Source organism: Brevundimonas sp. GCM10030266 (genome assembly GCF_042666595.1).
Lineage (GTDB): Bacteria > Pseudomonadota > Alphaproteobacteria > Caulobacterales > Caulobacteraceae > Brevundimonas.
In genome coordinates, this window is record NZ_JBHTCY010000001.1 from 982,002 (window position 1) to 994,847 (window position 12,846).

The 12,846-nt window shown below is 66.8% G+C and carries 9 protein-coding genes; all 9 read left to right on the forward strand.

Annotated elements, in window-relative coordinates; translation table 11 throughout:
* Positions 1-38 precede the first annotated feature (38 nt).
* Positions 39-2,330, forward strand: a complete 2,292-nt coding sequence (locus ACFQQC_RS05180) for a TonB-dependent receptor (RefSeq protein WP_376860337.1) — start codon at positions 39-41, stop codon at positions 2,328-2,330.
* Between the two features lie 131 nt (positions 2,331-2,461).
* Positions 2,462-3,994 carry a spinster family MFS transporter gene (locus ACFQQC_RS05185; RefSeq protein WP_376860339.1) on the forward strand — a complete coding sequence of 511 codons (1,533 nt, stop codon included), beginning with the start codon at positions 2,462-2,464 and terminating at the stop codon, positions 3,992-3,994.
* 136 nt (positions 3,995-4,130) lie between these two features.
* Positions 4,131-5,321, forward strand: a complete 1,191-nt coding sequence (gene sucC, locus ACFQQC_RS05190) for an ADP-forming succinate--CoA ligase subunit beta (RefSeq protein WP_376860341.1) — start codon at positions 4,131-4,133, stop codon at positions 5,319-5,321.
* Between the two features lie 28 nt (positions 5,322-5,349).
* Entirely contained in the window at positions 5,350-6,249 is a 900-nt protein-coding gene (locus ACFQQC_RS05195) for a hypothetical protein (protein WP_376860343.1), read from the forward strand.
* A 70-nt stretch (positions 6,250-6,319) separates the two neighbouring features.
* Entirely contained in the window at positions 6,320-6,577 is a 258-nt protein-coding gene (locus ACFQQC_RS05200) for a hypothetical protein (protein ID WP_376860345.1), read from the forward strand.
* Positions 6,561-6,983 carry a PIN domain-containing protein gene (locus ACFQQC_RS05205; protein ID WP_376860347.1) on the forward strand — a complete coding sequence of 141 codons (423 nt, stop codon included), beginning with the start codon at positions 6,561-6,563 and terminating at the stop codon, positions 6,981-6,983. The genes ACFQQC_RS05200 and ACFQQC_RS05205 overlap by 17 nt, the downstream gene beginning before the upstream one ends.
* 18 nt (positions 6,984-7,001) lie before the next feature.
* Positions 7,002-7,904: a succinate--CoA ligase subunit alpha gene (sucD, locus tag ACFQQC_RS05210; protein WP_376860348.1), complete on the forward strand. Its 903-nt coding sequence runs from the start codon at positions 7,002-7,004 to the stop codon at positions 7,902-7,904.
* A 273-nt stretch (positions 7,905-8,177) separates the two neighbouring features.
* On the forward strand, positions 8,178-11,189 hold the full coding sequence (locus ACFQQC_RS05215) for a 2-oxoglutarate dehydrogenase E1 component (protein WP_376860350.1): 3,012 nt from the start codon (positions 8,178-8,180) through the stop codon (positions 11,187-11,189).
* Positions 11,190-11,273: 84 nt separating this feature from the next.
* Complete coding sequence (gene odhB, locus ACFQQC_RS05220; protein ID WP_376860352.1) at positions 11,274-12,794, forward strand: 2-oxoglutarate dehydrogenase complex dihydrolipoyllysine-residue succinyltransferase; 1,521 nt, start codon at positions 11,274-11,276, stop codon at positions 12,792-12,794.
* The last annotated feature ends 52 nt before the right edge of the window (positions 12,795-12,846 follow it).

The window sequence follows — 12,846 nt, forward strand, 5'->3', positions numbered from 1 at the left end:
AAAAGCGTCTGGATCGGAAACATCAGGGACTAGGGCCAATGAACAGACTCGTGAAATCCGCCTTGCTCGCCGGCGCCGCCTGGGGTGCGCTCTCGACCATGGCCGTGGCGCAGGACGCCGCGCCGCAGGAAGAGGCAGCCGGTCTGGATGACGTCATCGTCACCGCCCGCCGTACCTCGGAATCGCTGCAGCGCACGCCGCTTGCCGTCACCGCCTTCTCGGGTGAGACGCTGGAACAGCGCGGCGCGATGCAGACGACCGACCTGCAGGGCGCGGTGCCGAACCTGAACATCGTCCAGGGCCGGGGGTCGTCCAACTCGACCAACATCTACATCCGCGGCGTCGGCCAGCCGGACGCCCTGCAGACCTTCGATCCGGCCGTCGGCGTCTATGTCGATGACGTCTATTACAGCCGCATCCGCGGCACCCAGTTCGACCTGCTGGACCTGGAGCGCATCGAGATCCTGCGCGGTCCGCAGGGCACGCTGTACGGCAAGAACACCATCGGCGGCGCCATGAAGCTGGTGTCGCGTCGTCCGGGGCAGGAGTTCCGCGCCCGCGGCTCGGTCGCCTATGGCGACTATGACCTGATGGAGTTCCAGGGCGCGGTTTCGGGCCCGATCACCGATTCGCTGGCGTTCGGTCTGTCGGCCATCCACTCCGAGCGCGGCGGCTATGTCACCGACCCGGCGACCGGCGCCGAGTACAATGACAAGAACTCGACCGCCTTCCGCGCCGCCCTGGCCTGGGATCCGACCTCGAACATCAGCGTCGACCTGAGCGCCGACTATTCGAACGACGACGCCGGCATGAACGTCGGCCAGGCGACCAACAGCCTGACCTACCTGGGCGCCTATGCGGTGGCCTATCCGGTCCCGGCCGTCCTTCCCGAGTACAATTTCCAGACCCGCACCACGCCCGGCCTGCCGAATGAAACCCGGCTCGAGAGCTGGGGCACGGCGCTGCGCGTCAACTGGCAGCTGTCGGACAGCCTGAGCCTGAAGTCGATCACCTCGTACCGCGAGCTGAGCACCGACGACTACATCGACTTCGACGCGACCGAGCTCGAGATCGCCGACGCTCTCGTGGCTGTGGACCAGAACCAGGCCAGCCAGGAACTGCAGCTGACCTATGAGAGCGGTCCGTTCACCGCGGTCGGCGGCCTGTACTATCTGAAGGAAGAGGTCTCCTCGCATCAGGAGAGCTACAACGACGCCCTGCTGGGGCCGCTGTACGGCAACCCGACCTTCCTGCGCCTGATCGACGACTCGCTGGAGACCACCTCCAAGGCGGCCTACGCCAACCTGACCTGGCAGGCCACCGACGCCCTGCGTCTGTCGGCGGGCGTTCGCTACACGGACGAGACCAAGGACTACGCCCGTACGACTTCGGTCATCAGCAGCTACTCGCTGGTGGTCGGCGGCGTGCCGATCTTCCCGCTGAACACCACCTATGCCTTCAGCCCGCCGGAAGGCTCGTATGACGACACCTCCGTCATGCTGTCGGCCGACTATCAGCTGTCGCCGGACGTCATGGCCTATGCCCGGTTCTCGCAGGGCTTCAAGTCGGGCGGCTTCAACGGTCGCGCCAACAGCGCCACGGAAGCGACCGAGTACCAGCCCGAAACGGCCGACAGCTATGAGGTCGGCGTCAAGGTGCAGGGTTGGGACAACCGCTTCCGCATGAACGTCGCGGCCTTCTCGATGACCTATGACAACTTCCAGGCCCGCGTCTCGGGCGTGGAGACGCCTCCGGGCGGCGGCGTGCCGACCCCGGTGCTGTCGGTGCTGAACGCCGGTGGTCTGGATCTGATGGGCTTCGAGATCGAAACGACCCTCAACCCGATCCACAACCTGACCCTGGACGCCCAGATCGGTCGACTGGACGCCAAATATTCCGAGTTCGCGGACGCCCGCTTCCCGGCCGGCAGCCGCGCCTTCCAGGATCCGGCCTTCTCGCCGGAGTGGACCGCGCGCTACGGCGCCCAGTACGTCTTCGATCTGGACGGCGGCTCGAACATCACCTTCGGCGGCGCGGCCCGCTTCCGCAGCCGCATGGCCCTGGCGGTGGACAACACCCTGATCACGCCCGCCGGCGTCGGCACCGCGACCGAGCTGCCGGGCATGTACCAGGACAGCTACTGGCTCTACGACGCGCGCGTCGTCTGGAACGACGCCTCGGGTCGCTTCTCGATCGGCGCCTACGGCCAGAACCTGTCGGACGAGGTCTACAAGACCGACGCCCAGGAGTTCTCGTCGATCGGCAGCATCCGGACCGCCTACTACGGCGCGCCGCAAACCTGGATGGTCAAGCTGACCGCCCGCTACTAGGGCTCGGCCGAGACCTGATCGGTCCTGATCAAGGGCGGCGGTTCTGACGAGCCGCCGCCCTTTTCTTCTGGCGCTGCACGGCAGCGTCGCTACGGTTCGTTCAACGAAAAAGTACAGTCGAGGGAAACGCCATGACCGCCACGGACGCTCCGGTCCCCGGACAGCCGGCCGATCGACCCGGGTATCGCTTCTACGTCCTGGCGATCCTGATCCTGATCTACATGCTGAACTTCCTGGACCGGCAGATCATCGGCATCCTCGCCGCGCCGCTGAAGGAACATTTCGGCATGTCGGACACCCAGTTCGGCCTGCTGGGCGGCATCGCCTTCGCGTCCGTCTATTCCACGCTGGCCATTCCCCTGGCCTGGTTGGCGGATCGCTACAGCCGGGTCTGGATCATGACCGGCGCGCTGGCGGTCTGGTCCGGCTTCACCGCCCTGTGCGGCGTGGCGGGCTCCTTCACCCAGCTGTTCCTGTTCCGCATGGGGGTCGGCGTCGGTGAAGCGGGCGGCGTGGCCCCGGCCTATTCGCTGGTGGCCGATTACTTCCCGCCGCATCAGCGCGCCCGCGCGCTGGCGGCCTTCGCCTTCGGCATTCCGTTGGGCACGGCGGCGGGCACGCTCGTCGGTGGTCTGCTGGCCGCGACCTGGGGCTGGCAAACGGCCTTCATCGTGGTCGGCGTGCTGGGCCTGCTGGTCGCGCCCCTTCTGCGCCTCACGGTCAAGGATCCGGTGCGGGGCGGAACGGATGCCGCCAGGGCCACGCCCGTGGTCGCCACGCCTGTCGCGGCGGCGCCGGTCGTCGCGGCGCCCGCCAATGACGGTCGTGCCGGCAAGCGCGCGGCGCAGGGCCTGCTGGGCCTTGCCGCCGGCCTTCTGGTCCTGGCCGCTCTGGCCCAGTTCGGCGTCATCGGCGCCAATGCGCTGGTGCTGGTCTTCGCCGGTCTGCTGGCCGGGGTCATCGGCGGCTCGCTGATGGTCGCCCGCGTCACGGCCACCGCCGTCATGCCCAAGCCCAGCTTCTGGCTGCTGGCCTTCGGTGCGGCCTCGTCCTCGGTGTGCGGCTACGGCGTGGCCGGCTGGCTGCCGCTGTTCTTCATGCGCAGCTTCGACCTGACCCTGACGCAGGTCAGCTGGTACTATTCCGGCATCGCCCTGATCGGCGGCATTCTCGGCATCTGGGGCGGCGGTGCCATCGCCGACAAGCTGGCGAAGCGCGGCAAGGGCGCCTATCCGCTGACGCCGGCCATCGCCTTCCTGATCTCGGCGCCATGTTTCATACTGGCGATGAACTCACCCTGGCTGATCGGCCTGATCTTCCCCGGCGGCGGCACCCAGTTCCAGCAACTGACGGTGGCCTTCCTCATCTTCCTGATCCCCACTGGCCTGAACCTGGCCTGGCTTGGTCCGGTGACGGCGGCGGTCCAGCATCTGGTCCCGGCCCCCATGCGCTCGACCGCCTCGGCCCTGTTCCTGTTGATCAACAACCTGCTCGGCATCGCCGTCGGCTTCTTCTACTTCGGCTGGATGAGCGACCTGCTGGCGCCGCGCTTCGGCGACGAGAGCCTGCGCTGGGCGATCTACACCGGCATGGGCTTCTACATGCTGGCCTCGATCCTGCTGATCGGCGCCTCGCGGACCCTAAAGAAGGACTGGGTGGACTAAGTCCCTGAAATTGCCGGGTCGGACCTGTTCCGGCCCGGCGCAGTCGCGACTCACGCGGCGTGACGGTTGCACCTGCGAAGGCGAGGGGCCTATAAGCCCCGCAACTTCTCCCCAGCAGCGTTCCGGCGGTCCTCCCATGAACATTCACGAATATCAGGCCAAGCAGGTTCTCAAGGGCTTCGGCGCCCCGGTCGCGGCCGGCGTCGCCGTCACCTCGGTCGATCAGGTCGAAGCCGCCGCCAAGTCGCTGCCGGGCCCGCTCTATGTCGTGAAGTCGCAGATCCACGCCGGCGGCCGCGGCAAGGGCAAGTTCAAGGAACTGCCGGCTGACGCCAAGGGTGGTGTGCGCCTGGCCTTCTCGGTCGAGGAAGCCGTCGCCCACGCCAAGGAAATGCTGGGCAACACCCTGGTCACCGCCCAGACCGGCGACGCCGGCAAGCAGGTGAACCGCCTGTACATCGAGGACGGCGCCGACATCGAGCGCGAGCTGTATTGCTCGCTGCTGGTCGACCGCGCCTTCGGCCGCATCTCCTTCGTCGTCTCGACCGAAGGCGGCATGGACATCGAGGCGGTCGCCCACGACACCCCCGAGAAGATCCAGACCATCGTCATCGACCCGGAAGCGGGCGTGACCGACGCCGACATCGCCGCCATCAACGCCGCCTACGGCCTGACGGGCGATGCCGCTGAAGACGGCAAGTCGCTGTTCCCGGCGCTGTACAAGGCCTTCGTCGAGAAGGACATGGACATGCTGGAAGTGAACCCGCTGATCGTCATGAAAAACGGTCACCTGCGCGTTCTGGACGCCAAGATCTCGTTCGACGGCAACGCCCTGTTCCGCCACGAGGACATCAAGGAACTGCGCGACGAGACCGAGGAAGACGCCAAGGAGATCGAGGCCTCGAAGTGGGACCTCGCCTACGTCGCCCTGGACGGCAACATCGGCTGCATGGTCAACGGCGCCGGTCTGGCCATGGCCACGATGGACATCATCAAGCTGTACGGCAAGGAGCCCGCCAATTTCTGTGACGTCGGCGGTGGCGCTGGCAAGGACAAGGTCGCGGCGGCCTTCAAGATCATCACCGCCGACCCGAAGGTCGAAGGCATCCTGGTCAACATCTTCGGCGGCATCATGCGCTGTGACGTCATCGCCGAGGGCGTGGTCGCCGCGGTGAAGGAAGTCGGCCTGCAGGTTCCGCTGGTCGTGCGTCTGGAAGGCACCAATGCCGAGCTGGGCAAGAAGATCCTGAACGAGTCGGGCCTGACCATCCAGGCCGCCGACGATCTGGACGACGCCGCCCAGAAGATCGTCGCCGCCGTCGCCTGACACCCTGACGGACGCTGACGCCGTGGCGATGACGGATTTCGAAGTCGTCGCCATGGCCCTGGCGCCGGACCGGCATGTCGCCGCCTTCGTCGATCACTACCGGTCGGAGGGTGCGGCGCGCGTCCGGGTCTATTTCGACGCCGCCGAGGGGCCTGCCCCGGCGTCGGTCGGCCTGGATCCGGCCGATCTGATTGTCTGCGATCCGGCCTTCTGGACCGCCCGGGGTGGACGGCCCGAGGCGGTCGAGGACCGCCAGCGCGTCGTCTATGCCGACGCCTATTCCACCCTTTCCGCCGACTGGTTGCTGGTGGTCGATATCGATGAGTTCATGCTCGGGGATGTCGACATGGTCGCCGTGCTCGCCGCTGTGCCGCCAGAGCGCGAGTCCGTCATCTTCCCCAGCGTCGAGGCCGTCTGGCGGGCGGGCGATGACCTGAACCGCGAGTATGGATCGGTGCTGGCGCGCAGGCCCTACCACGGCCCCTTCTCCGACCAGTTCGCCGATCTGCTGTACCCGAAGCGGGGAACCTTCTTCGTCCGCGGGCTGCTGGCGCACCACATGGGCAAGCACGCCGTGCGGCGGGGACGGCCCGGCCTGATGGTCTGCATTCATGAATCCAAGCGGGACGGGCAACCGCTGAAGGCCGCGCGCGCCCGTGACCCGCGAACCGGCAAGACCGCCTGGCTGTTGCATCATGACGCCATCAGCCTGGAGGCCTGGCGAGCCAAATGGGATCGACGGCTGGCGTCGGGGGACACGGCCGAGATGGGCCGCCGCCGCCGCCGCCAGCAGGCGGCCTATGCGACGGCGCGCACCGAAGGCCGGGAAGCGGCGCTGTTCGCGGACCTCTATGCCTTGCGACCCTGGCAGGCGCGGGTGCTGGGCGCACTGGGCATGCTGGCACCGATCCGGCTGTCTAGCGACTGATCGGACTTGTGACGCAGCGGTCCACGGCCTATGTGCTCCACATAACCCGTGTGACGCAGCCCTTCGCAGCATGACCCGCAACCTGACCCTCGCCATCGAAGACGCCTTGCTCGACAAGGTGCGTGTGCTGGCCGCCATGAAGCGGACCAGCGTCAATGAGATGGTGCGTGGCTTCCTGACCCGGTTGGTGGAGGAAGAGACGGAACACGACGAAGCGACCGAAGCCCTGTTGAAGCTGGCCCGTGAAAGCGAAGGCCGGATGGGCGACTGGCGTCCCACGCGGGAAGAAACTTACAGCGGCGAGCCTCGTTTTGATCGCTGGCGCTGAAGTCTTTCTGGACACCAACATCCTGATTTACGCCGCGCTCGGTTCCGCCGACGAACCGGCGAAGTATGAACGCGCGGTCGAGCTGTTAACGACCCGCTTCGGCACCTCTGGGCAGGTCCTGGCCGAGTTCTATGTGAACGCCCAGCGCAAAGGCATCCGGCCTCTGACCGCCGAGGAGGCTCAGGAATGGGTATCCCGCCTGTCGAAAAAGCCGTTTCAACCGGTCGATTACAAGGTCGTGCGAACGGGCATTGAACATGCCCGTCGTTACCAGATCTCCTATTGGGACGGCGCGATCATCGCCGCCGCCGAGCGCCTGGGCGCCAAGGTTCTCTATTCCGAAGACCTTCCCCACGGGCAGACCTACGGGTCGGTCAGCGTCGAAAACCCTTTCCTTCCCGCCTAACCAACCCAGCGAGACTCCATGTCCATCCTCGTCAACAAGAACACCAAGATCCTGGTCCAGGGCCTGACCGGCAAGACCGGCAGCTTCCACACCGAACAGGCGCTGGCCTACTACGGCACCCAGATGGTCGGCGGCATCCACCCCAAGAAGGGCGGCGAGACCTGGACCGGCGCCAACGGTGAAAGCCTGCCGATCTTCGCCTCGGTCGCCGAAGGCAAGGAGCGCACCGGCGCCGACGCCTCGGTCATCTACGTGCCGCCGGCAGGCGCCGCCGACGCCATCATCGAGGCCATCGACGCCGAGATCCCCTTCATCACCTGCATCACCGAAGGCATCCCGGTGCTGGACATGGTGCGCGTGAAGGCCCGTCTGGACCGTTCGAAGTCGCGTCTGCTGGGCCCGAACTGCCCGGGCATCCTGACCCCGGAAGAGTGCAAGATCGGCATCATGCCGGGCTCGATCTTCAAGAAGGGCAACGTCGGCATCGTGTCGCGTTCGGGCACCCTGACCTATGAAGCCGTGTTCCAGACCTCGAACGAAGGCCTGGGCCAGACGACGGCCGTCGGCATCGGCGGCGACCCGGTCAAGGGCACCGAGTTCATCGACGTGCTGGAGATGTTCCTGGCCGACGAAGAGACCACCTCGATCATCATGATCGGCGAAATCGGCGGCGGCGCGGAAGAAGACGCCGCCCAGTTCCTGATCGACGAAGCGAAGAAGGGCCGCAAGAAGCCGATGGCCGGCTTCATCGCGGGCCGCACCGCGCCGAAGGGTCGCACCATGGGCCACGCCGGCGCGGTCGTGTCGGGCGGCAAGGGCGACGCGGAGTCGAAGATCGCCGCCATGGAGGCCGCGGGCATCAAGATGTCGCCGTCGCCGGCGCGTCTGGGCAAGACCCTGGTCGAAGTCCTGAAGGGCTGATCTGCCTGACGAATAGTCTGCTCAAGGGGCTCCCTCGCGGGGGCCCCTTTTTGCTGTCGGCGCGAGGCCGGTCATGTTCGGGCTGATCCGACCCGGGCGGTCGCACAAGTCTCGCGGTTGGGACAAATCGAGGGCGAAAAATTCGGAATTCGGGCGAATTTCGACCCCAGCGCCGCTATTCGGTCATGACCCATAAGGAAACAGCGCCTATATGAGCGCCGTCGCCTCCGTGCAGACGGGCGCGCGCGACCCAAAGGGATAGTGACGAGAACAATGGCGGACGATGCCGGTCGGCTGAACCAGGTCTTTGCCGAGACCAGCTTCCTGTATGGCTCCAATGCCTCGTTTATCGAGGATCTGCACGAGAAGTGGGCCGACAATCCCGCGAACGTGTCCGCCGAATGGCGCGCCTTCTTCGACCAGTTGCGTGACAACGCCGAGCAGGTGAAGGCTTCGGGCGCCGCCGGCGGCTGGGGCCGTTCGGTCACGACCGAGCCGACCGAAGCGACCGGCGTCTTTGACGGCCGTTGGCCCGCGCCGAAGCCTGATCCCAAGGCCGCCGGCAAGCCGGGCGCCGCGCCCGCCGCCGCCGCTCCCGCCGCCTCGGCCGACGAAATCCGCGCCGCCGCCCACGACTCCATCCGCGCCCTGATGCTGATCCGCAGCTACCGCGTGCGCGGTCATCTGCAGGCGACGCTGGACCCGCTGGGCATCGAGCAGCCGACCAACAACCCGGAACTGACCCCGGAATTCTACGGCTTCTCGGAAGCCGACCTGGATCGCCCGATCTTCCTGGACGGCGTGCTGGGCCTGCAGACCGGCAGCATCCGTCAGGTCCTCGAGATTCTGAAGCGCACCTACTGCGGCCACATCGGCATCCAGTTCATGCACATCGCCGAGCCGGAGGAGAAATCCTGGCTCCAGCAGCGCTTCGAAGGGCCGGACAAGTTCGAGCAGAACGCCTTCTCCAAGGAAGGCAAGCTGGCGATCCTGAACAAGCTGATCGAGGCCGAGGGCTTCGAGCGCTTCCTGCACAAGCGTTTCCCCGGCACCAAGCGCTTCGGCCTGGACGGCGGCGAGGCCATGGTTCCGGCGCTGGAGCAGGTCATCAAGCGCGGCGGCAACCTCGGCGTCGACGAAATCGTCTTCGGCATGGCCCACCGCGGCCGCCTGAACACGCTCGCCGCCGTGATGGGCAAGCCCTATCGCGCCATCTTCCACGAGTTCCAGGGCGGTTCGACCGTCCCGTCGGACATCGAGGGTTCGGGCGACGTCAAATACCACATGGGCGCCTCGTCGGACCGTGAGTTCGACGGCAACACCGTCCACCTGTCGCTGACCGCCAACCCGTCGCACCTCGAGATCGTCAACCCGGTGGTGCTGGGCAAGTCGCGCGCCAAGCAGGCCTTCGACATCCGCGAGGCCAACGCCGGCAAGCCGGAAGAAGAGTGGGCGCTGGACCGGTCCAAGGTCATCCCGCTGCTGATCCACGGTGACGCCGCCTTCGCCGGTCAGGGCGTCGTGGCCGAATGCTTCGCCCTGATGGGACTGAAGGGCTACCGCACCGGCGGCACCCTGCATTTCGTCATCAACAACCAGATCGGCTTCACCACCAGCCCGCGCAACTCGCGCTCGTCGCCCTATCCGTCGGATGTGGCCCTGATGGTCCAGGCGCCGATCTTCCACGTGAACGGCGATGATCCCGAAGCGGTCGTCTTCGCCGCCAAGGTGGCCACCGAGTTCCGGCAGAAGTTCCACAAGGACGTGGTGGTGGACATGTTCTGCTACCGCCGCTTCGGCCACAACGAAGGCGACGATCCGACCTTCACCCAGCCGCTGATGTACTCGAAGATTCGCGCCCTGCCGTCGACGCGCGAGATCTACGCCGCCCGTCTGGTGGCCGAGGGCGTGGTGTCGCAGGCCGAGGTGGACGCCGAGGTCGCCCGCTTCGAGGCCTTCCTCGACGCCGAGTTCGACGCCGGCAAGGCGTTCGAGGCCAAGAAGGCGGACTGGCTGGATGGCCAGTGGACCGGCATCGGTCTGGCCGAGGGCGAAGAGCGCCGCGGCGAGACCGCCGTGCCGGCCGCCAGGCTGACCGATCTGGGCCACCGCCTGACGACCATCCCGAACGCCGTGGACATCCACAAGACGCTCAAGCGCGTCATCGACGGCCGCCGCGAGATGATCACGACCGGCCAGAACCTCGACTGGGCCACGGCCGAGAGCCTCGCCTTCGGTTCGCTGCTGGAAGAGGGCTTCCCGGTCCGCCTGTCGGGGCAGGACTCGGTGCGCGGCACCTTCTCGCAGCGCCACTCGGGCATCGTCGATCAGACGACCGAGAAGCGCTACACCCCGCTGAACAACCTGTCGGACAAGCAGTCCCACTTCGAGGTCATCGACTCGGCCCTGTCGGAAGAGGCGGTGCTCGGCTTCGAGTACGGCTACTCGCTGGCCGATCCTAACACCCTCGTCATGTGGGAAGGCCAGTTCGGCGACTTCGTGAACGGCGCCCAGGTGGTGATCGACCAGTTCATCACCTCGGGTGAACGCAAGTGGCTGCGCATGAGCGGCCTGACCATGCTGCTGCCGCACGGCTACGAAGGTCAGGGCCCCGAGCACTCGTCGGCCCGTCTGGAGCGCTTCCTGCAGGCCTGCGCCGAGGACAACATCCAGGTCGCCAACTGCACGACCCCGGCCAACTATTTCCACATCCTGCGTCGCCAGATGCACCGGCCGTTCCGCAAGCCGCTGATCATCATGACGCCGAAGTCGCTGCTGCGTCACAAGAAGGCGGTGTCCAGCATCGCCGACCTGGCCGAGGGCAGCTCCTTCCACCGCGTACTGCACGACGACGCCCAGACCCGTCCGGAGGTCGCCGGCATCAAGATCAAGGCGGACAAGGACATCCGCCGCGTGATCCTGTGCTCGGGCAAGGTCTACTATGACCTGCTGGAGCGCCGCGAGAAGGACGCCCAGGACGGCAAGCCGGTGGATGACGTCTACATCCTGCGTCTGGAACAATTCTATCCGTGGCCGATGAAGTCGCTGCTGACCGAGCTGGCGCGCTTCCCGAACGCCGAACTGGTCTGGTGCCAGGAAGAGCCGAAGAACATGGGCGGCTGGACCTTCGTCGATCCGTGGATCGAGCTGACGCTCGAGAAGCTGGACGTGAAGGCCAAGCGCGCGCGCTATGTCGGCCGTCCGGCGTCCGCCTCGACGGCGGCGGGTCTGATGAGCCGCCACCTGAAGGAACTCGACGCCTTCCTGACTGACGCCTTCGCCTGAGACCAAAGTCCCGGTCGGCGGTTTCCCCGCCGCCGGGATAATGACTAGATAACTGACCGCACAGATAGAGAACCGGACCCGACCATGGCCGACATCCTCACCCCCGCCCTCGGCGAATCCGTCACCGAAGCCACCATCGGCAAGTGGACGAAGAAGGCCGGCGATCCGGTGAAGAAGGACGAAGTCCTGGTCGAGCTGGAGACCGACAAGGTCTCGCTCGAGGTCGTCTCGCCGTCGGACGGCGTGCTGGCCGAGATCAAGTTCGCCGAAGGCGACACCGTCACTCCGAACGCCGTGCTCGGCGTCGTGTCGGAAGGCGGCGCCGCCGCGGCTCCGACCGCTCCGAAGGCTGACGCCGCTCCGGCCGCCGCTGCTCCGGCCCCGGCTGCTGCGCCCGCCGCCTCGGGCGGTGAAGCCGTCTCGATCAACGTCCCGACCATGGGCGAAAGCGTCGCCGAGGGCTCGGTCGGAACCTGGCTGAAGAAGTCGGGCGACACCGTCGCCAAGGATGAACTGCTGGTCGAGATCGAGACCGACAAGGTCGCCGTGGAAGTCTCGGCTCCGGCCGCGGGCGTCCTGACCATCACCGCCGACGCCGGTGCGACGGTCACCCCGGGCCAGCAACTGGGCAGCATCGCCGCCTCGGGCGCCGCCCCGGCCGCCGCTGCTCCGGCTCCGGCTGCTTCCGCCAACGCCGGTTCGGCCCAGATCAGCCCGGATGCGCCGCACCTGTCGCCGGCCGTCCAGCGCGTGGTCACTGAGAACAACCTCGATCCGAAGGCCATCGCCGCCACCGGTCCGAAGGGCAACATCACCAAGGGTGACGCGCTCGCCGCCATCGGCTCGGCCGCCCCGGCCGCCGCTCCGGCGCCCGCCGCCGCTCCGGCCGCCCCGCGCGCCGACCAGCCGCGCGAGGAGCGGGTGAAGATGACGCGCCTGCGTCAGACCATCGCCCGTCGCCTCAAGGAATCGCAGAACACCGCCGCCCAGCTGACCACCTTCAACGAGGTGGACATGACCAACGTCATGGCCCTGCGCGCCCAGTACAAGGACGTGTTCGAGAAGCGCCACGGCGTGAAGCTGGGCTTCATGTCCTTCTTCACCAAGGCGGTGGTGCAGGCCCTGCACGAAATACCGGCGGTCAACGCCGAGATCGACGGCACCGACATCATCTACAAGAACCACTACGACATCGGCGTCGCCGTCGGCACCGACAAGGGTCTGGTGGTTCCGGTCCTGCGCGATGCGGATGCGCTGACGCTGGCCGGTATCGAAAAGGGCATCGGCGCGCTGGGCAAGGCGGCTCGTGACGGCAGCCTGACCCTGGACCAGCTGCAGGGCGGCACCTTCACCATCACCAACGGCGGCACCTACGGCTCGCTGATGTCGACGCCGATCCTGAACGCGCCGCAGTCGGGCATTCTGGGCATGCACAACATCGTGCAGCGCCCGATGGCCATCAACGGCGAGGTGAAGATCCGCCCGATGATGTACATCGCCCTCAGCTACGACCACCGCATCGTCGACGGTAAGGAAGCCGTGACCTTCCTGGTCCGCGTCAAGGAACTGCTGGAAGACCCGGCGCGGGCCCTGCTGGACCTGTAAGGCCGGTCTTTCGGACTGACACTGGAGCGGCGGTCGTCGAAGGGCGACCGCC